Annotated in this window: 22 protein-coding genes and 1 pseudogene; 3 read left to right on the top strand and 20 right to left on the bottom strand. The window is 72.0% G+C overall.

Annotated elements, in window-relative coordinates; translation table 11 throughout:
• Positions 1 to 6 precede the first annotated feature (6 nt).
• The 11 genes from nuoK to ACZ7MY_RS29675 are packed head-to-tail and all read right to left on the bottom strand — an operon-like array spanning position 7 to position 10766.
• Positions 7 to 306, bottom strand: a complete 300-nt coding sequence (gene nuoK / locus ACZ7MY_RS29725) for an NADH-quinone oxidoreductase subunit NuoK (protein WP_018558801.1) — start codon at positions 304 to 306, stop codon at positions 7 to 9.
• Positions 303 to 1109, bottom strand: a complete 807-nt coding sequence (locus ACZ7MY_RS29720; protein ID WP_499606378.1) for an NADH-quinone oxidoreductase subunit J — start codon at positions 1107 to 1109, stop codon at positions 303 to 305. Before ACZ7MY_RS29720 ends, nuoK begins: the two co-directional genes overlap by 4 nt.
• Positions 1106 to 1762: an NADH-quinone oxidoreductase subunit NuoI gene (gene nuoI / locus ACZ7MY_RS29715; RefSeq protein WP_499606377.1), complete on the bottom strand. Its 657-nt coding sequence runs from the start codon at positions 1760 to 1762 to the stop codon at positions 1106 to 1108. The genes ACZ7MY_RS29720 and nuoI overlap by 4 nt, the downstream gene beginning before the upstream one ends.
• A complete protein-coding gene (gene nuoH / locus ACZ7MY_RS29710; protein ID WP_499606376.1) occupies positions 1755 to 3092 on the bottom strand; it encodes an NADH-quinone oxidoreductase subunit NuoH in 1338 nt (445 codons plus the stop codon). The genes nuoI and nuoH overlap by 8 nt, the downstream gene beginning before the upstream one ends.
• A complete protein-coding gene (locus ACZ7MY_RS29705) occupies positions 3089 to 5590 on the bottom strand; it encodes an NADH-quinone oxidoreductase subunit G (protein WP_499606375.1) in 2502 nt (833 codons plus the stop codon). The genes nuoH and ACZ7MY_RS29705 overlap by 4 nt, the downstream gene beginning before the upstream one ends.
• Positions 5587 to 6918, bottom strand: coding sequence for an NADH-quinone oxidoreductase subunit NuoF (gene nuoF, locus ACZ7MY_RS29700; RefSeq protein WP_499606468.1), 1332 nt, complete (start codon positions 6916 to 6918; stop codon positions 5587 to 5589). Before nuoF ends, ACZ7MY_RS29705 begins: the two co-directional genes overlap by 4 nt.
• A gap of 2 nt (positions 6919 to 6920) precedes the next feature.
• Positions 6921 to 7745 carry an NADH-quinone oxidoreductase subunit NuoE gene (gene nuoE, locus ACZ7MY_RS29695; protein WP_499606467.1) on the bottom strand — a complete coding sequence of 275 codons (825 nt, stop codon included), beginning with the start codon at positions 7743 to 7745 and terminating at the stop codon, positions 6921 to 6923.
• Positions 7746 to 7771: 26 nt separating this feature from the next.
• Positions 7772 to 9106, bottom strand: coding sequence for an NADH-quinone oxidoreductase subunit D (locus tag ACZ7MY_RS29690; RefSeq protein ID WP_499606374.1), 1335 nt, complete (start codon positions 9104 to 9106; stop codon positions 7772 to 7774).
• Positions 9103 to 9840 carry an NADH-quinone oxidoreductase subunit C gene (locus ACZ7MY_RS29685; protein ID WP_499606373.1) on the bottom strand — a complete coding sequence of 246 codons (738 nt, stop codon included), beginning with the start codon at positions 9838 to 9840 and terminating at the stop codon, positions 9103 to 9105. The genes ACZ7MY_RS29690 and ACZ7MY_RS29685 overlap by 4 nt, the downstream gene beginning before the upstream one ends.
• Positions 9837 to 10391: a NuoB/complex I 20 kDa subunit family protein gene (locus ACZ7MY_RS29680; protein ID WP_018558792.1), complete on the bottom strand. Its 555-nt coding sequence runs from the start codon at positions 10389 to 10391 to the stop codon at positions 9837 to 9839. Before ACZ7MY_RS29680 ends, ACZ7MY_RS29685 begins: the two co-directional genes overlap by 4 nt.
• Positions 10392 to 10406: 15 nt before the next feature.
• Complete coding sequence (locus ACZ7MY_RS29675; RefSeq protein ID WP_018558791.1) at positions 10407 to 10766, bottom strand: NADH-quinone oxidoreductase subunit A; 360 nt, start codon at positions 10764 to 10766, stop codon at positions 10407 to 10409.
• Positions 10767 to 11321: 555 nt separating this feature from the next.
• Here ACZ7MY_RS29675 and ACZ7MY_RS29670 point away from each other — a divergent pair.
• Positions 11322 to 12110 carry a C40 family peptidase gene (locus ACZ7MY_RS29670; protein WP_499606372.1) on the top strand — a complete coding sequence of 263 codons (789 nt, stop codon included), beginning with the start codon at positions 11322 to 11324 and terminating at the stop codon, positions 12108 to 12110.
• A gap of 252 nt (positions 12111 to 12362) precedes the next feature.
• On the opposite strand, the gene ACZ7MY_RS29665 is transcribed toward ACZ7MY_RS29670, so the two are convergent.
• The 9 genes and pseudogenes from ACZ7MY_RS29665 to ACZ7MY_RS29625 all read right to left on the bottom strand — a co-directional run bounded on the left by ACZ7MY_RS29665 (position 12363) and on the right by ACZ7MY_RS29625 (position 20619).
• Positions 12363 to 12803: a hypothetical protein gene (locus ACZ7MY_RS29665; protein WP_499606371.1), complete on the bottom strand. Its 441-nt coding sequence runs from the start codon at positions 12801 to 12803 to the stop codon at positions 12363 to 12365.
• 303 nt (positions 12804 to 13106) lie between these two features.
• Positions 13107 to 13466 (bottom strand): DUF4180 domain-containing protein, encoded by a 360-nt coding sequence (locus tag ACZ7MY_RS29660; protein ID WP_499606370.1) that lies wholly within the window; start codon positions 13464 to 13466, stop codon positions 13107 to 13109.
• Positions 13459 to 13923, bottom strand: a complete 465-nt coding sequence (locus ACZ7MY_RS29655; protein WP_499606369.1) for a helix-turn-helix domain-containing protein — start codon at positions 13921 to 13923, stop codon at positions 13459 to 13461. Before ACZ7MY_RS29655 ends, ACZ7MY_RS29660 begins: the two co-directional genes overlap by 8 nt.
• A gap of 161 nt (positions 13924 to 14084) precedes the next feature.
• A pseudogene (locus ACZ7MY_RS29650) lies at positions 14085 to 15455 on the bottom strand (geranylgeranyl reductase family protein); the annotation flags it as partial.
• A gap of 39 nt (positions 15456 to 15494) precedes the next feature.
• On the bottom strand, positions 15495 to 16184 hold the full coding sequence (locus ACZ7MY_RS29645) for a demethylmenaquinone methyltransferase (RefSeq protein ID WP_499606368.1): 690 nt from the start codon (positions 16182 to 16184) through the stop codon (positions 15495 to 15497).
• Between the two features lie 89 nt (positions 16185 to 16273).
• The gene (locus ACZ7MY_RS29640) at positions 16274 to 16678 is read right to left on the bottom strand and encodes a hypothetical protein (protein WP_499606367.1); all 405 of its coding nucleotides are present in this window, start codon (positions 16676 to 16678) and stop codon (positions 16274 to 16276) included.
• 11 nt (positions 16679 to 16689) lie between these two features.
• The gene (gene mqnC, locus ACZ7MY_RS29635) at positions 16690 to 17889 is read right to left on the bottom strand and encodes a cyclic dehypoxanthinyl futalosine synthase (RefSeq protein ID WP_499606366.1); all 1200 of its coding nucleotides are present in this window, start codon (positions 17887 to 17889) and stop codon (positions 16690 to 16692) included.
• Between the two features lie 51 nt (positions 17890 to 17940).
• Positions 17941 to 19632: a serine/threonine-protein kinase gene (locus ACZ7MY_RS29630; RefSeq protein WP_499606365.1), complete on the bottom strand. Its 1692-nt coding sequence runs from the start codon at positions 19630 to 19632 to the stop codon at positions 17941 to 17943.
• A gap of 150 nt (positions 19633 to 19782) precedes the next feature.
• Positions 19783 to 20619, bottom strand: coding sequence for a menaquinone biosynthetic enzyme MqnA/MqnD family protein (locus ACZ7MY_RS29625; RefSeq protein WP_499606466.1), 837 nt, complete (start codon positions 20617 to 20619; stop codon positions 19783 to 19785).
• Between the two features lie 342 nt (positions 20620 to 20961).
• On the opposite strand from ACZ7MY_RS29625, the gene ACZ7MY_RS29620 reads away from it, so the two are divergent.
• Both ACZ7MY_RS29620 and ACZ7MY_RS29615 read left to right on the top strand, forming a co-directional pair.
• Positions 20962 to 21165, top strand: a complete 204-nt coding sequence (locus tag ACZ7MY_RS29620; protein WP_354796699.1) for a cold-shock protein — start codon at positions 20962 to 20964, stop codon at positions 21163 to 21165.
• Positions 21166 to 21592: 427 nt separating this feature from the next.
• On the top strand, positions 21593 to 22415 hold an 823-nt coding region (locus ACZ7MY_RS29615; RefSeq protein WP_499606364.1), incomplete at its 3' end, for a MaoC/PaaZ C-terminal domain-containing protein.

Here is a 22415-nt window from a genome sequence, read left to right as displayed (position 1 = left end):
TACCCCTTAGAGCTTCATCAGGCTGGCGTCGTCGACCGAGGCCGAGTGGCGGGAGCGGAAGATCGTCACGATGATCGCCAGGCCCACGACGACCTCCGCGGCGGCCACGACCATCGTGAAGAAGGCGATGATCTGGCCGTCGAGGTTGCCGTGCATGCGGGAGAAGGTGACGAACGCCAGGTTGGCGGCGTTCAGCATCAGCTCGACGCACATGAAGACGATGATCGCGTTGCGCCGGATCAGCACCCCGGCCGCGCCGATGGTGAACAGCAGCGCCGACAGGTACAGGTAGTTGACCGGATTCACTTCGACGCCTCCTCGGAGCGCTGTTCCAGCTCGGCGACCTTGGCGACCGACTCCGCGGAGACGTCCCGGTACTGGCCGCGGCCGCGCAGTGTCGGGCTGACGCTGAGCTCCGAGACCGTGCCGTCCGGCAGCAGGCCGGGTACGTCGACCGCGTTGTTGCGGGCGTAGACGCCGGGCGCGGGGAGCGGGGTGACCTGCTTGCCCTCGCGCACGCGGCGCTCGGCCAGTTCGCGCTGGGTGGCGCGGGCCTCGGTGCGCTCGCGGTGGGTGAGGACCATCGCGCCGATGGCGGCGGTGATGAGCAGCGCGCCGGTGATCTCGAAGGCCCACACGTACTTGGTGAAGATCAGCGAGGCGAGTCCTTCGACGTTGCCGCCGGCGTTGGCCCGGCCCAGCCCCTCGAAGTTCTTGAGCGAGGCGTTGGCGATGCCGGCGACCAGCAGCACGCCGAAGCCGAGGCCGGCTCCGGCGGCCAGCCAGCGCTGCCCCTTCAGCGTCTCCTTGAGCGAGTCGGCGGCGGTGATGCCGACCAGCATGACGACGAAGAGGAAGAGCATCATGATCGCGCCGGTGTAGACGACGATCTGGACGACGCCGAGGAAGTACGCGCCCTGGGCCAGGTAGAAGACCGCCAGGACGATCATCGTCCCGGCGAGCGACAGTGCGCTGTGCACCGCCTTCTTCATCAGCACGGTCGCGAGCGCGCCGAGCACCGCGACGGTGCCGAGCACCCAGAACTGGACCGCCTCCCCGGTGGAGGTGGTGTACGCGGCCGCAGTGGTCAGCGTGGTCACGCCGTTCATGCCTCGCCTCCCGTCCCGGCCGGGGCGGTGCCGCCCGTCGCGGGGACCGTCGTGCCCGCACCGTCCTGCTCGCGCTGGTCGTCCGGCACCGTCTCGTCCGGCTTCTCGCCCTTGGAGACCGCGACCTGGCGCTCGGTGCCCGGTGCCGCGTGGGTCACCGCGCCGCGGTAGTAGTCGCCCTCGTCCATGCCCGGGAAGATCGCGTGCGGGCTGTCGACCATGCCCTCCTCCAGGCCGGCCAGCAGCTGCTCCTTGGTGAAGATCAGCGACTCGCGGCTGCTGTCGGCCAGCTCGTACTCGTTGGTCATGGTCAGGGCGCGCGTCGGGCAGGCCTCGATGCACAGCCCGCACAGGATGCAGCGGGCGTAGTTGATCTGGTAGACGCGGCCGTAGCGCTCACCCGGCGAGTAGCGCTCCTCGTCGGTGTTGTCGGCGCCCTCGACGTAGATCGCGTCCGCCGGGCAGGCCCAGGCGCACAGCTCGCAGCCCACGCACTTCTCCAGCCCGTCCGGATGCCGGTTGAGCTGGTGGCGGCCGTGGAACCGCGGCGCGGTGGGCTTCTTCTCCTCGGGGTACTGCTCGGTCAGCCGCTTCTTGAACATGGCCTTGAAGGTCACGCCGAAGCCGGCTACCGGGCCCAGGAACTCAGGCATCGTCGGCCTCCTTGCCTACGAGTTGACGCTCCGCACGGGACGGCCGCCGCGGGACGGGCGGCAGCTCCTGGCCGGGCAGCGGCGGTACGGGGAACCCGCCCGCCATGGGGTCGAACGGCTCCTGCGGACCGGCCTCCTCGGCCGCCTCCCTGGCCTTGTCCCCGCGGTCGCGGAAGACGTCGAAGACCAGCGAGACCAGGAGCAGCAGGACCACGCCGCCGCCGACGTAGAGCACGATCGACTGGAAGTCGTAGTTCTCGTTGCGCAACGCCCGGACGGTGGCGACCAGCATCAGCCAGACCATCGAGACCGGGATCAGGACCTTCCAGCCCAGCTTCATCAGCTGGTCGTAGCGCACTCGGGGCAGCGTGCCGCGCAGCCAGATGAAGAAGAAGAGCAGCAGCTGCACCTTGATCACGAACCAGAGCAGCGGCCACCAGCCGTGGTTGGCGCCCTCCCAGAAGGTGCTGATGGGCCACGGGGCCCGCCAGCCGCCCAGGAAGAGCGTGGTGGCCACGGCCGAGACGGTCACCATGTTCACGTACTCGGCGAGCATGAAGAGCGCGAACTTGATCGAGGAGTACTCGGTGTTGAAGCCGCCGACCAGGTCGCCCTCGGACTCGGGCATGTCGAACGGCGCCCGGTTGGTCTCGCCGACCATGGTGCCGATGTAGATGATGAAGGACACCGGCAGCAGCAGCACGTACCAGCGGTCCTCCTGCTGGGCGACGATCTGCGAGGTCGACATCGAGCCGGAGTAGAGGAAGACCGACGCGAAGGCGACGCCCATCGCGATCTCGTACGAGATCATCTGCGCGCAGGAGCGCAGTCCGCCGAGCAGCGGGTAGGTCGAGCCGGAGGACCAGCCGGCCAGCACGATGCCGTAGATGCCGACCGATGCGGTGGCCAGGATGTAGAGGACGCCGATCGGCAGGTCGGTGAGCTGCATCGGCGTGCGGTGGCCGAAGATGGAGATCTCGTTGCCCGCCGGGCCGAACGGGATCACCGCGACGGCCATGAAGGCCGGGATGGCCGCCACGATCGGGGCCAGCACGTAGACGACCTTGTCGGCCTTCTTGACGATCAGGTCTTCCTTGAGCATCAGCTTGATGCCGTCGGCGAGCGACTGGAGCATGCCCCAGGGGCCGTGCCGGTTGGGGCCGATGCGCAGCTGCATCCACGCGACGACCTTGCGCTCCCACACGATGGAGAAGAGCACGGTCACCATCAGGAACGCGAAGCAGAAGACCGCCTTGATGGCGATCAGCCACCACGGGTCCCGTCCGAACAGGGACAGGTCCTCGGCGGCGAGCGTCGTCAGTCCCGTCACGGGGTCACCTCCGGTGCGGCAGCGGCGTCCACGGCGGCCGGGGCGATCCGGACGACCTGGCCCGGCAGGGCACCGGTGTCCGAGGCGACTCCCCCGCCGGCCGAGTTGAGGGGCACCCACACGACCCGGTCGGCCATCGCCGTCACCTGCAGCGGCAGCCGGACCGTGCCCAGCGGACCGGACACCTCCAGCGGCTCGCCGTCGGCGACGCCGATCTCCTTCGCGGTGGTCGCCGACAGGCGGGCGACCGCCGGGTGGCGGGTGCCGGCGAGGGCGTCGTCGCCCTGCTGCAGCAGGCCCTGGTCGAGCAGCAGCCGGTGGCCCGCGAGGACCGCCTCGCCGCTGCCGGGCTTCGGCAGCTGGCGGCCGGTCTCCTGCGGGGCCGCGGCGCGCGGGCCCTCGTACGGGGCGAGCCGGGACAGCTCGGCGCGGGCCGAGCGGACGTCCGCGAGGCCGAGGGGGACGTCCATCGCGTCGGCCAGCATGGTCAGCACCCGGGCGTCCGGGTACTGGTGGCGCTGGACCTGCTGGCCGGGCTTGATCGCGGCCTCGAAGAGCCGCACCCGGCCCTCCCAGTTGAGGAACGTGCCGGCCTTCTCGGCGACGGCGGCGACCGGCAGGACGACGTCCGCCCGGTCGGTGACCTCGCCGGGACGCTGCTCCAGGCTGACCACGAAGCCCACCGCGTCCAGGGCCGCGCGGGCCCGGGCCGGGTCGGGCAGGTCGGCCGGCTCGACGCCGCCGACGACGAGCGCACCGAGCTCGCCGCTCGCGGCCGCCTCCAGGATCTCGCCGGTGTCGCGGCCGTGGCGGGACGGGAGCGTGGCCACGCCCCAGACCCCGGCGACCTCGTCGCGGGCCCGCGGGTCGGTGACGGGGCGGCCGCCGGGCAGCAGCCCCGGCAGGGCGCCCGCCTCGACGGCACCGCGCTCGCCCGCGCGGCGCGGGATCCACGCCAGGTTGGCGCCGGTCGCCTGCGCGAACCGCACGACCGCGGTCAGCGCGCCGGGTACGGCCGCCAGCCGCTCGCCGACCAGGACGACCGAGCCCTCCTCGCGCAGCGCCTCGTGGGCGGTGAGGCCGTTGCCGTCCAGGCCCACGCCGCCGGCGAGGGCGTCCAGCCACTCGGTCTCGGTGCCGGGCGCGGCGGGCAGCAGGGTGCCGCCCGCCTTCTCCAGCCCCCGGGTGGCGAACGGGGCCAGCGCGAAGGTGCGCTGCTTGTGCCCGCGCCAGGCCTTGCGGAGCCGCAGGAAGACGCCGGGCGCCTCCTCCTCGGCCTCCAGCCCGGCCAGCAGGACGGCGGGGGCCTTCTCCAGCAGGGTGTACGTGACGCCGTCGCCGGACAGGTCCCGTCCGCGGCCCGCCACGACGGACGCCAGGAAGTCGGCCTCCTCGGCGGAGTGCACACGGGCCCGGAAGTCGACGTCGTTGGTGTCGAGTGCGACGCGGGCGAACTTGGCGTAGGCGTACGCGTCCTCGACGGTGAGCCGGCCGCCGGTCAGCACGCCCGTCCGGCCACGGGCCGCCGCGAGGCCGCGCGCCGCGGCCTCCAGGGCCTCGGGCCAGCTCGCCGGCTCCAGCTCACCGGTGTCGGCGTCGCGGACCAGCGGGGTGGTCAGCCGCTCGGGGCGCTGCGCGTAGCGGAACGCGAAGCGGCCCTTGTCGCACATCCACTCCTCGTTGACCTCGGGGTCGTCCTGCGCGAGCCGGCGCATGACCTTGCCGCGCCGGTGGTCGGTACGGGTGGCGCAGCCGCCCGCGCAGTGCTCGCACACGCTCGGCGAGGAGACCAGGTCGAAGGGCCGGGACCGGAAGCGGTAGGCCGCCGAGGTCAGGGCGCCGACCGGGCAGATCTGGATGGTGTTGCCCGAGAAGTACGACTGGAAGGGGTCGCCCTCGCCGGTGCCCACCTGCTGCAGCGCACCGCGCTCCAGCAGCTCGATCATCGGGTCGCCGGCGATCTGCTGCGAGAAGCGGGTGCAGCGCGCGCAGAGCACGCAGCGCTCGCGGTCCAGCAGCACCTGGGTGGAGATCGGCACCGGCTTCTCGTAGGTCCGCTTGCGTCCCTCGAAGCGGGTGTCGGCCTGGCCGGCGGACATCGCCTGGTTCTGCAGCGGGCACTCGCCGCCCTTGTCGCAGACCGGGCAGTCCAGCGGGTGGTTGATGAGCAGCAGCTCCATCACCCCGCGCTGGGCCTTGTCCGCGACGCCGGAGGTGAGCTGGGTCCTGACGACCATCCCGTCGGTGCAGGTGATGGTGCAGGACGCCATCGGCTTGCGCTGGCCCTCGACCTCGACGATGCACTGGCGGCAGGCGCCCACGGGGTCGAGGAGGGGATGGTCGCAGAAGCGCGGGATCTCGATGCCGATCATCTCGGCGGCGCGGATCACCAGGGTGCCCTTGGGCACGGAGATCTCGACGCCGTCGATGCTGACGGACACCAGGTCCTCGGGCGGCACCGTCGCCTCACCGGAGGCGGCGTTGGTCGTGACGGTCACGCGTTCACCTCCAGGTGAGACTTGTCGGCCCAGACCGTGGACTTGGCCGGGTCGAAGGGGCAGCCGCGGCCCTCCAGGTGCTCCACGTACTCGTCGCGGAAGTACTGGAGGGAGGAGAAGATCGGGCTGGCCGCTCCGTCGCCGAGGGCGCAGAAGGACTTGCCGTTGATGTTGTCGGCGATGTCGGCGAGCTTGTCGAGGTCCGCCAGGGTCCCCTTGCCCGCCTCGATGTCGCGCAGCAACTGGACGAGCCAGTACGTGCCCTCGCGGCAGGGGGTGCACTTGCCGCAGGACTCGTGGGCGTAGAACTCGGTCCAGCGGGTGACGGCGCGCACCACGCAGGTCGTCTCGTCGAAGCACTGCAGCGCCTTGGTGCCGAGCATGGAGCCCGCGGCGCCGACGCCCTCGTAGTCCAGCGGGACGTCGAGGTGCTCGTCGGTGAACATCGGCGTCGAGGAGCCGCCCGGGGTCCAGAACTTCAGCTTGTGGCCGGGCCGCATGCCGCCGCTGAGGGTCAGCAGCTGGCGCAGCGTGACGCCCAGCGGGGCCTCGTACTGGCCGGGGTTGGCGACGTGGCCGCTGAGCGAGTAGAGCGTGAAGCCCGGCGACTTCTCGCTGCCCATCGAGCGGAACCAGTCCTTGCCCTTGAGCAGGATCGACGGCACCGAGGCGATGGACTCGACGTTGTTGACCACCGTCGGGCAGGCGTAGAGGCCCTCGACCGCCGGGAAGGGCGGACGCAGCCGGGGCTGGCCGCGGCGTCCCTCCAGGGAGTCCAGCAGCGCGGTCTCCTCACCGCAGATGTAGGCGCCCGCGCCGGCGTGGACGGTCAGCTCCAGGTCGAAGCCGCTGCCCAGGATGTCCTTGCCGAGGAGTCCCGCCTCGTACGCCTCGGCCACCGCGTGGTGCAGCCGCCGCAGCACGGGGACGACCTCGCCGCGCAGGTAGATGAAGGCGTGGTTCGAGCGGATCGCGTGGCAGGCGATCACCATGCCCTCGATGAGCGAGTGCGGGTTGGCGAAGAGCAGCGGGATGTCCTTGCAGGTGCCGGGCTCCGACTCGTCCGCGTTGACGACGAGGTAGTGCGGCTTGCCGTCGCCCTGCGGGATGAACTGCCACTTCATCCCGGTGGGGAAGCCCGCGCCGCCGCGGCCGCGCAGGCCGGCGTCCTTGACGAGGGCGATCACGTCGTCCGGGGGCAGGGCCAGCGCCTTGCGCAGGCCCTCGTAGCCCTCGTGGCGACGGTACGTCTTGAGGGTCCAGGACTGCGGATCGTCCCAGAAGGCCGAGAGAACGGGTGACAGTACCTTCTCCGCCGAGTCGACCATGGTCACCGGTCCTCCTCGCCTTCGGTCGGGCGCTCCGTGACCGGTCCCGCCGGGTGCTCCGGGTCGGAGACCGCGGAGTCCAACGGGGCGTCGTGGGAGCTGGGATGGGCCGGGGGCGTCTCGTCCTGCGGCGGCGCGGAGGTCTGCCGGGGCACGCCGGCCCCGGTGCCGGGCAGCGACTCGCCGCGGGCGAGCCGCAGGCCCGCGAGCGAGGCGGGGCCGGCGCCGCCGCTCGCCTCGACGGCGCCGGGGCGCTCGTCGGGGAACCCGGCGAGGATCCGGGACGTCTCCTTGAAGGAGCAGAGAGGGGCGCCGCGGGTGGGTTCGACGGTGCGGCCGGCGCGCAGGTCGTCGACGAGCCGCTTGGCCGACGCGGGGTCCTGGTTGTCGAAGAACTCCCAGTTGACCATCACCACGGGGGCGAAGTCGCACGCCGCGTTGCACTCGATGTGCTCCAGCGTGATCTTGCCGTCCTCGGTGGTCTCGCCGTTGCCCACGCCGAGGTGCTCCTTGAGCTCCTCGAAGATCGCGTCGCCGCCCATGACCGCGCACAGGGTGTTGGTGCAGACCCCGACCTGGTACTCGCCGGAGGGCCCCCGCCGGTACATCGAGTAGAAGGTGGCCACCGCGGTGACCTCGGCCGTGGTCAGCCCGAGCTGCTCGGCGCAGAAGCGCACGCCGGTGCGGGAGACGTGGCCCTCCTCCGCCTGCACCAGGTGCAGCAGCGGCAGCAGGGCGCTGCGGCTGCCGGGGTAGCGCGCGATGACCTTCGCCGCGTCCTCGGCCAGCCGGTGCCGTACGTCGGCCGGGTACTCCGGCGCGGGCATCGCGGGGATGCCGAGTGATACCTCTGTCACCGGTCGACGCCTCCCATCACGGGGTCGATGGACGCCACCGCGACGATGACGTCGGCGACCTGGCCGCCCTCGCACATCGCCGCCATGGTCTGCAGGTTGGTGAAGGACGGGTCGCGGAAGTGGACGCGGAAGGGGCGGGTGCCCCCGTCGCTGACCACGTGGACGCCGAGTTCGCCCTTGGAGGACTCGACGGCGACGTACGCCTGGCCGGCCGGGACCCGGAAGCCCTCGGTCACCAGCTTGAAGTGGTGGATCAGGGCCTCCATGGAGGTGCCCATGATCTTCTTGATGTGGTCGAGCGAGTTGCCGAGCCCGTCCGGCCCGAGGGCGAGCTGCGCGGGCCAGGCGATCTTCTTGTCGGCGACCATGACCGGGCCGGGCTGCAGCCGGTCCAGGCACTGCTCGACGATGTCCAGCGACTGCCGCATCTCCTCCAGGCGGAGCAGGAACCGCCCGTAGGAGTCGCAGGTGTCGACGGTCGGCACCTCGAACTCGTAGTTCTCGTAGCCGCAGTACGGCTGCGACTTGCGCAGGTCGTGCGGCAGACCGGTGGAGCGCAGGATCGGGCCGGTGGCGCCGAGCGCCATGCAGCCGGCCAGGTCCAGGTAACCCACGTCCTGCATGCGGGCCTTGAAGATCGGGTTGCCGGTGGCGAGCTTGTCGTACTCGGGCAGGTTCTTGCGGAACTTCTTCACGACCTCGCGGACCTGGTCCACGGCGCCGGGCGGCAGGTCCTGGGCGAGACCGCCCGGGCGGATGTACGCGTGGTTCATCCGCAGGCCGGTGATCAGCTCGAAGAGGTCCAGGATCAGCTCGCGGTCGCGGAACCCGTAGATCATGATCGTGGTGGCGCCGAGCTCCATGCCGCCGGTGGCGATGGCCACCAGGTGCGAGGAGATGCGGTTGAGCTCCATCAGCATCACGCGGATCACCGAGGCGCGGTCCGGGATCGCGTCGGTGATGCCGAGCAGTTTCTCCACCGCCAGGCAGTACGCCGTCTCGTTGAAGAACGGCGTCAGGTAGTCCATGCGCGTCACGAACGTGGACCCCTGGGTCCAGGTCCGGAACTCCATGTTCTTCTCGATGCCGGTGTGGAGGTAGCCGATGCCGCAGCGGGCCTCGGTGACCGTCTCGCCGTCGATCTCGAGGATCAGCCGGAGCACGCCGTGGGTGGAGGGGTGCTGCGGGCCCATGTTGACGACGATGCGCTCGTCGTCGGCCTTGCCGACGGTCTCGGCCAGTTCGTCCCAGTCGCCGCCGGTGACGGTGAAGACCCGGCCCTCGGTGGTCTCCCGCTCGGAGGCCTGCTGGGGTGCGTGGTGAGTGCTCACGAGTACGACCTCCGCTGGTCCGGAGCCGGGATCTGGGCGCCCTTGTACTCGACGGCGATGCCGCCGAGGGGGTAGTCCTTGCGCTGCGGGTGGCCCTGCCAGTCGTCCGGCATCATGATCCGCATCAGGGCGGGGTGCCCGTCGAAGACGATCCCGAAGAAGTCGTAGGCCTCGCGCTCGTGCCAGTCGTTGGTCGGGTAGACCTCGACGAGCGACGGGACGTGCCGGTCCGCGTCGGAGACGCTCACCTCCAGCCGGATCAGCCGGTTGTGGGTGATCGAGCGCAGGTGGTAGACGGCGTGCAGTTCGCGGCCCTTGTCCTCCGGGAAGTGGACGCCGCTCACGCCCGTGCAGAGCTCGAAGCGCAGCGCGGGGTCGTCCCGCAGGGTCCTGGCGACCAGGGGCAGGTGCTCGCGCGCGACGTGGAAGGTGATCTCGTCGCGGTCCACGACGACCTTCTCGACCGCGTTGTCCGGGACGAGGCCCTGCTCCTCGAGGGCCCCCTCGAGCTCGTCGGCGACGTCGTCGAACCAGCCGCCGTAGGGACGGCTCGCCGCACCGGGCAGCCGTACCGTGCGCACCAGACCGCCGTACCCGGAGGTGTCGCCGCCGTTGCGGGCACCGAACATGCCGCGCTGGACGCGGATCGCCTCCCCGTGGTCGCCACGCTGACCGGGCAGCCCGGCCGCGTTGACGTCCTTGTCCGGGTTGGGGGTGTCCGGGGAATCCGTCATCGGAGGAGCCCCTTCATCTCGATCGTCGGCAGCGCCTTCAGCGCCGCTTCCTCCGCCTCGCGCGCGGCCTCTTCGCGGTTCACGCCGAGCTTGCTGTGCTGGATCTTCTGGTGGAGCTTGAGGATGGCGTCCATCAGCATTTCGGGACGGGGCGGACATCCAGGGAGATAAATGTCAACAGGCACCACATGGTCAACACCCTGCACAATTGCGTAGTTGTTGAACATCCCGCCGCTCGATGCGCAGACCCCCATCGAGATCACCCACTTGGGGTTCGGCATCTGGTCGTAGACCTGGCGCAGGACGGGCGCCATCTTCTGGCTCACCCGGCCGGCCACGATCATCAGGTCCGCCTGGCGGGGGGACCCGCGGAAGACCTCCATGCCGAAGCGCGCCAGGTCGTACCTCCCGGCCCCGGTCGTCATCATCTCGATGGCGCAGCACGCGAGGCCGAAGGTGGCCGGGAAGACCGAGGCCTTCCGGACCCAGCCGGCCGCCGCCTCGACGGAGGTGAGCAGGAACCCGCTCGGCAGCTTCTCTTCAATACCCATGGCTATTCTCCGCCCCTAGTCCCATTCCAGACCGCCGCGACGCCATACGTAGGCGTACGCGACGAAGACCGTGAGCACGAAGAGGAGCATCTCGACGAGCCCGAAGACCCCGAGGGCGTCGAAGGTGACGGCCCAGGGGTAGAGGAAGACGATCTCGATGTCGAAGACGATGAAGAGCATCGCCGTCAGGTAGTACTTGATCGGGAAACGGCCACCCCCGGCTGGATGCGGAGTCGGCTCGATGCCGCACTCATACGCCTCCAACTTGGCCCGGTTGTACCGCTTCGGGCCGATGATGGAGGCCATGACCACGGAGAAGATCGCGAAGCCGGCCCCGAGGCCGCCCAGCACGAGGATGGGCGCGTAGGCATTCACGTCCCCGCTCCTTCCAGTCGACGATGACTGATGACGGACCGTGCCCGAACGTGCGCCCCGTGCCACCTGGATCCGCTCCATGTGAGGCAGTTCACAAGCCCGGACTGCCCGCATCCTATGCCTCCTGGTCTGTGATCTGCGACACGGGGTTCAGTCTCGCTCTTGTGATCTCTGCCACCAGTCGAACGATCATGAACGGGGATGAGCGGTGATCTTCTCACTCAGTAATCCCAAACGATCACCAGAAGTCACATTTACCTGCGTTTCCGCTGGTAAACAGGGGTGCCGCACTATCAGGCACTCGCGAGCCGAGGCAAATTGGAGCTGGGTCGGGGGACGTGATAGCGCCTCCCCACCCGTGCGGGTGAGCCGCGAAACCGCGCGCTGACGGCGACCGGAGGCACGTGAACGCGCGCACGAGGATTTGTACTTGGGTGTCCCTATAGTCCTGAATAAGGAAGATCAAAAAGGGGACAATACCACTGGTCGTGAGCCAACTGTGGCGCATCACACTTTTGTTGAACGGAACCGACCTGGCCTGATACCCAAGTCTTCATGTCCCTTCAGACCTCGCATATAAGCCGCCGGCGACGAGCCGCGCAGAGCCCCAACTGGGTGCGCCGCGCAGGAGTCGCCGGCGGCGTCATCGGAACGCTCGCCCTGACCGGAATGTCCGCCCCGGCGAACGCCGAGCCCTCGGCCGCCGACCCGGCGACCACGGGGAGCATCCCCGTCATCCCCGCCCTCTCCACCGCCGCCTCCGCCGCGCAGGCCGCCGACGCCGTCGACGAGACCGTCGTCGAGCAGCAGCTGGACGCCGCCCGCGCGCAGGCGCGCACCGAGGCCATGAAGGCCGCTCAGAAGAAGAAGGCCGCCGCCGACGCGCGGTCGCGCGCCGCGGCCAAGGCCGCCAAGGCGCGCGAGACCGCGACCGCGTCCCGTTCCGCCGGACGCACCGCGCTGGCCGCCTCCTCCTCCACTTCCGCGACGGGCAGCGTCGCCTCCGTCCTCGCGTTCCTGAAGGCCCAGGTCGGCAAGCCGTACGTCTACGGCGCCACGGGCCCCAGCGCGTACGACTGCTCCGGTCTCACCCAGGCCGCCTTCCGCACCATCGGCGTCGACCTGCCGCGCACCTCGCAGGCGCAGTCGACCTTCGGCACCCCGGTGTCCGTGAGTGCGGTCCAGCCGGGCGACCTCCTCTTCTGGGGCGGGGTCGGCTCCGCCTACCACGTGGCCGTCTACATCGGCGGCGGGCAGTACCTGGACGCGGCGAACCCGAGCAAGGGCGTCGTCATCCAGCAGATGTCCAACTACATGCCGACGTCGGCCGTCCGCGTGCTCTGATCACGGGCCCCGTCCCCACGGAGGCCGCCGGCCCGCACCCGGGCCGGCGGCCTCCTCCGTTGCACCCGCGTACGGTCCTCCGCCGCCGCGAGGGGGGCCGCCGCACCGCGCCCCGCGGCAGGCGGCCGGGCCCGGCCCCGCCGCAAGGAGAGGTACCGCACGCGGGGCCGGGCGACCGGGGAGCCCCGTACGGGGCTCACGCGCCGGAGCCCGGCTCCGCCGTGGCGGGGGACCGGGCTCCGGGCGACGGGTTCACCGGCGGCAGTCGTGGCCTCCGCCGTGCCAGACCCTGACCCACTGGCCCGGCGTGCGGACCCATTTGACGCGACCGTGGCTGGACACGCGCACCAGGCGTCCGGGGCGGTACTCCAGCTTCCAGGAGCCCAGACCGACCGAGCACTGACGCTGCCGGTCGCCCCGCCGGTCGTCGCCCCGCCGGTCGTCGCCGCGGCGGTCGTCGCCGCGGCGGTCGTCGCCGCGGCGGTCGTCGCCACGACGGTCGCCGTCCCGCCGGTCGTCGCCACGGCGGTCGTCACCACGACGGTCGCCGTCCCGCCGGTCGTCACCGCGCTGGTCGCCCGCACGGTGGTCAGCGGAGGCCGCGGAGGCCGGGCCGGCTGCGAGCACGCCCCCTCCGGCGAGCAGGAACGAAGCGGCCGCGGCGGCGAGGACCTGGGTTATACGCGTGCTCATGTCTGCACCCTTCTGTTGATCACGGATCCCCGAGCAGTGATCAAAAGTATGAGCACAGCGCCTCAAATCCCGCATTTCGGGCGCGAGCTGACTCCGGGGCAGGCGCATCTGACATCGATGTCAACGACATCGATGTCAAAGGACCGGCGGCCCGCCCCGCCCGCGCCCCTCCGCCCCGGTCCGCGCGAACCGTCCATCCGGAAGGGGGAGTTCACCACCCCGCCCGGTACGCAGCGCCGCCCGGAGGGACAACGGGCGCCGCACCGGGCGGGGTTCGCCGCCCAGGGACAGACGGCGACCCGGTCAGCCGAGGCGGGCGTCGAGCGCTTCGAGGTCGTCGACGAACCACGTGCGGTCGCCCCGGTTGCACTCGCGGACCAGGTCCCGGAAGGCCGTGCTGGCCGCCGTGTGGGCCGAGACGTCGCCCACGACGACGAGCCGGACGCCGTAGTTGACGAACTTCTGCAGGACCTCCCCCGCGAGGCCCGACCGCAGGGCGAAGAACCGCTCGTCCAGGCGGGCGACGGGGACGGCCACCACGTCCGCCCGGTGGTAGGCCGATCCGATCACGTCGAGCGCGTCCTGGACGCCGGAGATCCTCGCGCCGTCCTCGCCGCAGACGAGGACGGGCACGCCCCGCCGCTCGGTCACCACGTCAGCCACGGCCCGCCTCCGGGTCCTCGGTGTGCTCCTCCGGGAACATGTCGTTCCCCCCTCCCATGACGTCGTCGATGGTGCGCAGGACGTCCGCCGTCGCCGCGGCACCGCCGAGCACCACGACCTTCAGCCGCGAGCGCTCGTCGTCGTAAGCGATCCGGACCCGGGCCAACTCGTGGGGGTCCCGCGCCATCTGGGCACCGGCCACGAGAAGGGTCCCGAGGCGGTCGGCGGCGGCCGGCCCGATGCCGTCCACCTCGACGATGGCCGAGACCTCCACCCGCTGCCGGGCGGCGGCCGCCGGCACGCCGGTGAGGGCGTCCAGGTCGGCCCGGGCGACGCGGTACTGCTTGCCGATGCGCACGGCCTTGAGCCGGCCGTCGCGGATGTAGCCGCGGACGGTGCGCACGTGCAGTCCGAGCCGGTCCGCGACCTGCTCGACGGACAGCCATTCCCTCTCCATGGTGCCGCATCCTACCCTGCGAAGGTAAGGAAAGGGATGTATACGTACCCCCGCGCACCTCCGCGCGCCTCAGCGCGTCCGGCTCCCTCCGGTCTCACCGCAGCAAAAAGCCGCGCCGGCCCGTGCAGCACGGGCCGGCGCGGCGAGCGGGATGCCGGGGGTCAGGAACGCGGCGCCACCTTCGACAGACCGTTGATCACGCGGTCCATCGCGTCGCCGCCCGACGGGTCGGTGAGGTTCGCCAGCAGCTTCAGCGTGAAGCGCATCAGCATCGGGTGCGTCAGGCCGCGCTGGGTCGCCAGCTTCATGACCTTCGGGTTGCCGATCAGCTTCACGAAGGCCCGGCCGAGCGTGTAGTAGCCGCCGTAGGTGTCCTTCAGGATCCGCGGGTACGACTGCAGCGCCAGCTCCCGCTGGGCCGCGGTGCCGCGCGCGTGCGCCTGGACGATGACGTCGGCCGCGATCTGGCCGGACTCCATCGCGTAGGCGATGCCCTCGCCGTTGAACGGGTTGACGAGGCCGCCGGCGTCGCCGACCAGCAGCAGGCCCTTGGTGTAGTGCGGCTGGCGGTTGAAGGCCATCGGGAGCGCCGCGCCGCGGATCGGCCCGGTCATGTTCTCCTCGGTGTAGCCCCAGTCCTCCGGCATCGAGGCGCACCAGGCCTTCAGCACCTCACGCCAGTCCAGCTCCTTGAAGGAGGCGGAGGTGTTGAGCACGCCGAGGCCCACGTTGGAGGTGCCGTCGCCCATGCCGAAGATCCAGCCGTAGCCGGGCAGCAGCCGCGGGTTGCCGGGGACGCGCCGGTCCCACAGCTCCAGCCAGGACTCCAGGTAGTCGTCGTCGTGCCGCGGGGAGGTGAAGTACGTGCGGACGGCGACACCCATCGGGCGGTCCTCGCGGCGGTGCAGGCCCATCTGCAGGGAGAGCCGGGTGGAGTTGCCGTCCGCGGCGACCACCAGCGGCGCGTGGAAGGTGACCGGGGTCTTCTCCTCACCCAGCTTGGCCTCGACGCCGGTGATCCGGCCGGTGCGCTCGTCACGGATCGGGGCGCCGACGTTGCAGCGCTCGTAGAGCCGGGCGCCGGCCTTCTGCGCCTGGCGGGCGAGGAGTTCGTCGAAGTCCTCGCGCCTGCGCACCAGGCCGTGGTCCGGGAACGAGGCCAGGTCCGGCCAGTCCAGCTGCAGCCGGACGCCGCCGCCGATGATGCGCAGGCCCTTGTTGCGCAGCCAGCCGGCCTCCTCGGAGATGTCGATGCCCATCGCGACCAGTTGCTTGGTCGCCCGGGGCGTCAGGCCGTCGCCGCACACCTTCTCGCGCGGGAAGGCGGTCTTCTCCAGCAGCAGGACGTCGAGTCCCGCCTTCGCCAGGTAGTAGGCCGTCGTGGAACCGGCGGGCCCGGCACCGACGACGATCACATCGGCGCTGCGTTCCGAAGCGGCGGTCTCGGTCACAGTGCGGCACTCCTCGCTGCTGTGGGCTGTTGCGGGCCTGGCTCCGGCCGCCGGCGGCGGCCGGACCGGACCCCGAGCAGTCTATGGGCCCCCTCCGCGGACGGGCCGGGCGGCCCGCCTTCAGCGCACCGCGCGGTGCAGCGCCACGATGCCGCCCGACAGGTTGCGCCAGGCGACCTCCGACCATCCGGCCTTCTGCAGGCGCCCGGCGAGGCCGGGCTGGTCGGGCCAGGCGCGGATGGACTCGGCCAGGTACACGTACGCGTCGGGGTTGCTGCTGACCGCCCGGGCGACCGGCGGGAGGGCACGCATCAGGTACTCGGTGTAGACCGTGCGGAACGGCGCCCAGGTGGGGTGGCTGAACTCGCAGATGACGACGCGGCCCCCGGGCCGGGTGACCCGCAGCATCTCGCGCAGCGCGGCGTCGGTGTCGTGCACGTTGCGCAGCGCGAAGGAGATCGTGACGGCGTCGAAGACCCCGTCGGCGAACGGCAGCCGGGTCGCGTCGCCCGCGGTGAGCGGGAGGAAGGGGTGGCGGCGCTTGCCCTCGCGCAGCATGCCCAGGGAGAAGTCGCAGGGCACGACCCGGGCGCCCGCGCCGGCGAACGGCAGGGAGGAGGTCCCCGTGCCGGCGCCGAGGTCCAGCACGCGCTCGCCGGGACGTACGGCGAGGGACTGCGCGACGACCTTGCGCCAGCGGCGGTCCTGGCCGAGCGACAGCACGTCGTTGGTCAGGTCGTAGTTGGCGGCGACGTCGTCGAACATCGCGGCGACTTCGTGCGGCTGCTTGTCCAGGGAGGCTCGGGTCACCTCCCCATTGTTCACCCGGCGTCCCCGCACCCCGCGCAGGGGCCCCGCCGCGGTCGTGGAACGTCGTACGGCACGGCCCGCGCGGCCGGTCAGGCCCTGCGGTGCAGGAGCCGCCCGGCGACGACGGTGGCGAGGCAGGTGCCGTGCTCGTCGAAGACGGCGAAGTCCGCCCGGGCGCCCGGCTCCAGGGACGGGGCCCGGCGCGCCGGCAGCAGGCCGCTGCGGTCCAGCGCGGAGCGCAGCGCGGGGTCGTCGGGGGCGGTGGCGACGGCGGTGACCCCGCGCACCAGCAGGGCGTGCACGCGTTCGCGCGGGGTGGGGGCGGGTGGCAGCGCGCCCTCGTGGGTCAGGCCCGGGCGCAGCGCACCGGGCCAGTTCCGTACCCGGGCGCCCGGGTGGGCGGCCCGCAGCGCGTCCTGCTGGTCGACGGCGGCGAGGAGGCCGCCGTCGACCAGCAGGGCGGTGCCGTCGGTCCCGGAATGGATCGTCAGCATCGGTGGCGCGGTCAGGAGGTGCTGAGCAGCTTCAGCTCCGGGTGCGCCGTGCCGCCCTCGATGGCGGTCGACGACAGGTGGGAGACGACGTGGTCGTCCACCGGGTCGTTCGCCGGGTCGTCGTGGACGACGAGGTGCTCGTAGGTGGTGGCGCGCTGCGCGGGGACCCGGCCGGCGGCGCGGATCAGGTGGATCAGCTCCATGCGGTTGGAGCGGTGCTTGGCGCCGGCCGAGGAGACCACGTTCTCCTCCAGCATCACCGAGCCGAGGTCGTCGGCGCCGTAGTGCAGCGACAGCTGGCCGACCTCCTTGCCGGTGGTGAGCCAGGAGCCCTGGATGTGGGCGACGTTGTCCAGGAAGACCCGCGCGATGGCGATGATCCGCAGGTACTCGAAGAGCGTGGCCTGGGTCCGGCCCTTCAGGTGGTTGTTCTCGGGCTGGTAGGTGTACGGGATGAAGGCGCGGAAGCCGCCCGTGCGGTCCTGGACGTCGCGGATCATGCGCAGGTGCTCGATGCGCTCGGCGTTGGTCTCGCCGGTGCCCATCAGCATGGTGGAGGTCGACTCCACACCGAGCTTGTGCGCGGTCTCCATGATCTCCAGCCAGCGCTCGCCGCTCTCCTTCAGCGGGGCGATCGCCTTGCGCGGCCGGGCCGGCAGCAGTTCGGCGCCGGCGCCCGCGAAGGAGTCCAGGCCCGCGGCGTGGATGCGGCTGATGGCCTCCTCCACCGTCACCTTGGAGATGCGGGCCATGTGCTCGACCTCGGAGGCGCCGAGGGAGTGGATGACCAGTTGCGGGAAGGCCTGCTTGATGGCGCTGAAGTGCTTCTCGTAGTACTCGACGCCGTAGTCCGGGTGGTGGCCGCCCTGGAACATGATCTGGGTGCCGCCGAGTTCGACGGTCTCCGCGCAGCGGCGCAGGATGTCGTCGAGGTCCCGGGTCCAGCCCTTGGCGGTGTCCTTGGGCGCGGCGTAGAAGGCGCAGAACTTGCACGCCGTCACGCAGACGTTGGTGTAGTTGATGTTCCGCTCGATGATGTACGTCGCGATGTGCTCGGTACCGGCGTAGCGGCGGCGGCGCACGGCGTCGGCGGCGGCGCCGAGGGCGTGCAGGGGTGCCGAACGGTAGAGGTCGAGCGCCTCCTCGGGGGTGATGCGGCCGCCGTCGGCGGCACGGTCGAGGACGGACTGGAGGTCGGCGTTCTCGCTCACCGGGCATCCTTCCGAGGGGTGTGACGGACCCGCCCAGCCTACGCCAGGGGGTCAGCCGCCCTGCTTCCTGAGGTCCCCTTCCGGCTGACCGGCCAGCGAGTCGCCCGAGCGGTAGTGCAGGGAGCCGTCCGCGTTGAGGGTGAACCGCTCGTCGGCCGAACCGTCGGAACAGATCCCCGGATGCGGGTTGGTGCCGCCGCTGGTGTCGAGCACGACGCCCTTCTCCGTGGCCTCGGCGAGCTTCCAGTCGCCGCTGCAGTCGTAGGACTGGCCGAGCAGGTCCAGCACGCTCTTGTCGCGGCCGACGACCGCGCCGACCTTGCCCTCGCGCAGGGTGATCTCCATCGTGCCCGGCACTCCGCCGGCGGTGACCGTGCTGCCCTTCCACGTGCCGACGAAGGCCTTGGGAAGGGCGTCCACGGGCGGTCCCGAGGCCGGGGGCGAGGACGTGGTCGAGGAGGACGTGGTCGAGGACGGGGAACCGTCCCCTGACCCCGCGCTCCGCGAGGGGGTGCGCTCCCCGCCCTTGGCCTGGTTCGAGCCGTCGAGGAGTCCCGGCAGCACGAGGGCCAGGGTCACGGCGGCCGCGACGAGCAGGATGCCCGTCGCGGCGAGCGCCGCGGCGCGGCCGCGCCGGCGGCCCGGGACGGGCGTGGGCGGCGGAGTGGCGGCGAACGGCGGCGCGTCCCGGGGCGCGGTCAGCGAGGGCGGCGGGCCGAACGACCCGTACGAGGGGTGCGAGCCGTACGAGGTGTGCGAGCCGTAGGAGCCGTGGCCGCCGGCCGATCCCCCGCCGTTCCCCTCGGCGGTGCCGTTGCCCGGGGCCACCGGGCCCGGGTGCGGGGTCGGTTCGAGGTCGAGCAGTTCGACGGCCTGCCGCCCGAGGCGCTCCGTCAGCGGGGCCGGCAGCCAGCCGGCGCGCACCAGCGACGCGGCGTCGCCGCCGGGCGCCAGCAGTTCCGCGAGCCGGCGGGGCGTCGGGCGCACCTCCGGGTCCTTGGCGAGGCAGGACTCGGCGATCCGGCGCAACTCGTCAGGTACGCCGTCGAGTTCGGGCTCCTCGTGGGCGACCTTGTAGAGCAGGACGGCCGCGCTGTCCCCGGTGAAGGGGCCGCGGCCGGTCGCGGCGAAGGCCAGCACCGCGCCGAGGGCGAAGATGTCGGCGGCGGGGCCGGTGGGTCTTCCGGTGACCTGCTCGGGCGCCATGTAGCCGGGCGAGCCGACGACCACGCCCTTGCTGGTCAGGGCGGCCGTGGCGTCCATGGCGCGGGCGATGCCGAAGTCGATCAGCACCGGGCCGTCGAGCGAGAGCAGCACGTTGGACGGTTTGATGTCGCGGTGCACCAGGCCGCGTCCGTGCACGGCCTCCAGCGCCTCGGCGAGTCCGGCGCCCAGCGCCCGTACGCCCTGCGGCGACAGCGGCCCGAAGGTGGCGACGGCCTCGGAGAGGGCGGGACCGGCGACGTAGCGGGTGGCCACCCAGGGCACCGGCGAGTCGGTGTCGGCGTCCAGCACCGGGGCGCTCCACGTACCGCCGACCCGGCGCGCGGCGTCGACCTCGCGCTGGAATCGGGTGCGGAACTCCAGGTCGTCCGCGAGTTCCGAGCGCACCACCTTCACGGCCACCGTCCGGCCGCCGGGGCTGCGCCCCAGGTAGACCCGGCCCATCCCGCCGGCGCCCAGCCGGCCGAGCAGACGGTACGGGCCGATCGACGGGGGGTCGTTCGCTTGCAGGGGCTGCATCTGCGCGCCTCTCGCCGGTGCGGAAGGTCAGTGGAGTTGTACCCGTGGCCGCCGTGGTCACCCCAGCCGGAGCGGGGGGCCGCCGCCGATCGTAGTCGGCCCGGGGAACGGGCCCGGGCCGGCGGGGGGGGTGCCCGCCGGCCCACGGGGTCAGCCCCCGGCGCCCAGCAGCTCGACGCGCGCCTGCTCCGGGAAGCCCACCCGGCGGGCGAACTCGGCGATGCCGGTGAGCTGCTCGGGACCGAGCGAGAAGTCCAGGGTGGTGAAGTAGCGCTGGAGGGTGCGGGCGTCGAAGGACTCCCAGCGGGCGGCCTGCTCGGCGACCTTCTCCACCTCCTCCATGCTCAGGTCGCGGGAGGAGAGGAAGGCCCGGTGCACCTCGTGCACCACACCGGGACGGGCCTCCAGGTAGTCGCGGCGGGCGGCCCAGACGGCGAAGACGAACGGCAGCCCGGTCCACTCCTTCCACATCAGCCCGAGGTCGTGGACCTCCAGGCCGAGCCGCGGCGCGTCGTGCAGCGAGGCGCGCAGCGCCGCGTCCCCGATCAGGACGGCGGCCTGGGCCTCCTGCATCATCAGCGAGAGGTCGGGCGGGCAGGTGTAGTACTCGGGCTCGACCCCGTACTGATCGGCGAGCATCAGCTGGGCCAGGCGGACCGAGGTGCGGCTGGTGGAGCCGAGGGCGACCCTGGCGCCGTCCAGGGCGCCCAGCGGGACCTGGCTCACGATCACGCAGGACATCACCGGGCCGTCGCAGCCGACGGCGATGTCCGGGAGCGCGATCAGGTCCTCGGCGTGCCGGAGGTACTCCATGAGGGTGATCGGGCCGACGTCCAGGTCCCCGGAGACGAGCTGGGCGCTGAGCTTCTCGGGGGTGTCCTTGGTCAGCTCCAGGTCGAGCAGGGCACCCGTTCGGGCGAGTCCCCAGTAAAGGGGCACGCAGTTCAGGAACTGGATGTGCCCGACGCGGGGCCGGGTCCGGCGCACACCACTGGCGGATGGAAGAGGCGCAGATTTGTCCACATCAGGAGGCTAGACCCCCGCTCCCCGGAACTTCCGGCGGGTCCCGCCCCCCACGCCGGGCCGCCTCCGGCCGGGCGCCGGAGGAACCCCGCGCCGGGCCGCCGCGCGGCACTTGTGAAATCCGATCTTGTCGCTCTTCCCCGGCGCAGATGCTCCGTGCTACTGTCGTCGCAAGTTGCAGTTTGGTTTCCCTTGCAGTACAGAGCCTGCGGAGCATGTGACCGCGGGCTTTTGTAGTTTTCAGACTTCTTGCAGTGAGCAGGGCAGGTTCTGGAGCAGGGCAACCCTTTGGCCCAAGGAGGGCTTATGGCTACCGGAACCGTCAAGTGGTTCAACGCCGAGAAGGGCTTCGGCTTCATCGCCCAGGACGGCGGCGGCCCCGATGTCTTCGTCCACTACTCCGCGATCAACGCCTCCGGCTTCCGTTCGCTGGAGGAGAACCAGGCGGTGACCTTCGACGTCACCCAGGGTCCGAAGGGCCCGCAGGCGGAGAACGTCTCCCCCGCCTGATCGCGGACTGACGCGCAGTAACCGACGAGCAGTACCCAAGGAGCCCCGCACCCTCGTGCGGGGCTCCTGCCTTTTGCGGCGCGCCCGTCAGGATCAGGGCGCGGGCAATTCGCTCCCGTGTGCGAAGTCGGCTGCGCCGAATCGCGCTGCAACGTTTCATGGGTGGGTGGGACGGCGCGAATGCCGCGGGAATTCGGCCGGCGGCGCGAGCGGTCTATGGATCCGGCGCGGGAAATGGCGGGAATTCGCCCGGGCGGTCCGCCGCGGCGGCGTTCGCGCGCATTGCCCCGGTGACGTCGCCGTCGGTGGCGCGGCGGCCGGACGCCGCGAGGAGGCCGCCGCCGCGGGCGGAGTCCGCCGTACGTCCCATCCGGCGCCCGTACGCCTCACGTCCACGACCGCCCCACCGACCCCGCGGGAACCCACGATGCCCCTGCTGCTCACCCTCGCCCGAGGCGCACTGACCGGGGCCGGCAAGCGCCCGGCCGCCGACGCGCCGCTGCCCGCCGACCGGCTGACCCTTCCTGCCGTCCGGGTGGACCCCCGGCGGCTCGCCGCGTACGCCGAGGTGTGCGGCTTCCCGCCCGGGACCGGGCTGCCCCTGACGTACCCGCACGTCCTCGGCTTCCCGCCGGCCGCCCGGCTGATGGCCCGGCGGAGCTTCCCGCTGCCGCTGCTCGGCCTGGTGCACACGTGGATCGAGATCGTCCAGCGGCGGCCGCTCCTGCCCGGCGACCGGCCCGGCATCACCGTCCACGCCGAGGAGTTGAGCCCCCACCGGCGCGGCGTGGAGGTCGTGATCGTCACGGAGGCGTCCCTCGACGGCGAGGTCGTCTGGCGGGACCGCAGCGGCTACCTCGCCCGGACCCGCACGCGCGGCGCGACCGGCGGCGGCCCACCGGCCGCGGCGTACACGGACGCGGACGCGGAACCGTCCGTCGTGGCGGAGTGGCGGCTCCCCGCCGGCCTCGGGCGGCGGCACGCCGCCGTCTCCGGCGACTGGAACCCGATCCACCTCCACCCGCTGACCGCGCGGCCGCTGGGCTTCCCGCGCGCCATCGCCCACGGGATGTGGACCGTCGCCCGCTGCGCCGCGGAGGCCGTCCCCGCGGACGCCGAAACGGTCACCCTGCGGGCCGAGTTCAAGGCCCCGGTCCTGCTGCCCGCCACCGTCACCTACCGGGCCTCGGGCGCCGACGCCTCCGGACCGGGCGGGGTGCGCAGCCTCGCCGTGCGCTCGGGGGGACGGC

The sequence above is a fragment of the Streptomyces sp. NPDC111520 genome (assembly GCF_055635295.1).
This window is presented reverse-complemented; position numbering and strand designations above follow the sequence as displayed.

Coding starts and splice junctions, on each gene's coding strand:
- ACZ7MY_RS29720 (WP_499606378.1), bottom strand. CDS start 1,109: ATGAACGGCGTGACCACGCTGACCACTGCGGCCGCGTACACCACCTCC.
- ACZ7MY_RS29665 (WP_499606371.1), bottom strand. CDS start 12,803: ATGAGCACGCGTATAACCCAGGTCCTCGCCGCCGCGGCCGCTTCGTTC.
- ACZ7MY_RS29685 (WP_499606373.1), bottom strand. CDS start 9,840: ATGACGGATTCCCCGGACACCCCCAACCCGGACAAGGACGTCAACGCG.
- ACZ7MY_RS29680 (WP_018558792.1), bottom strand. CDS start 10,391: ATGGGTATTGAAGAGAAGCTGCCGAGCGGGTTCCTGCTCACCTCCGTC.
- nuoF (WP_499606468.1), bottom strand. CDS start 6,918: ATGGTCGACTCGGCGGAGAAGGTACTGTCACCCGTTCTCTCGGCCTTC.
- nuoI (WP_499606377.1), bottom strand. CDS start 1,762: ATGCCTGAGTTCCTGGGCCCGGTAGCCGGCTTCGGCGTGACCTTCAAG.
- ACZ7MY_RS29630 (WP_499606365.1), bottom strand. CDS start 19,632: ATGCAGCCCCTGCAAGCGAACGACCCCCCGTCGATCGGCCCGTACCGT.
- ACZ7MY_RS29640 (WP_499606367.1), bottom strand. CDS start 16,678: ATGCTGACGATCCATTCCGGGACCGACGGCACCGCCCTGCTGGTCGAC.
- ACZ7MY_RS29655 (WP_499606369.1), bottom strand. CDS start 13,923: ATGGAGAGGGAATGGCTGTCCGTCGAGCAGGTCGCGGACCGGCTCGGA.
- ACZ7MY_RS29670 (WP_499606372.1), top strand. CDS start 11,322: ATGTCCCTTCAGACCTCGCATATAAGCCGCCGGCGACGAGCCGCGCAG.
- ACZ7MY_RS29620 (WP_354796699.1), top strand. CDS start 20,962: ATGGCTACCGGAACCGTCAAGTGGTTCAACGCCGAGAAGGGCTTCGGC.
- nuoE (WP_499606467.1), bottom strand. CDS start 7,745: ATGCCCGCGCCGGAGTACCCGGCCGACGTACGGCACCGGCTGGCCGAG.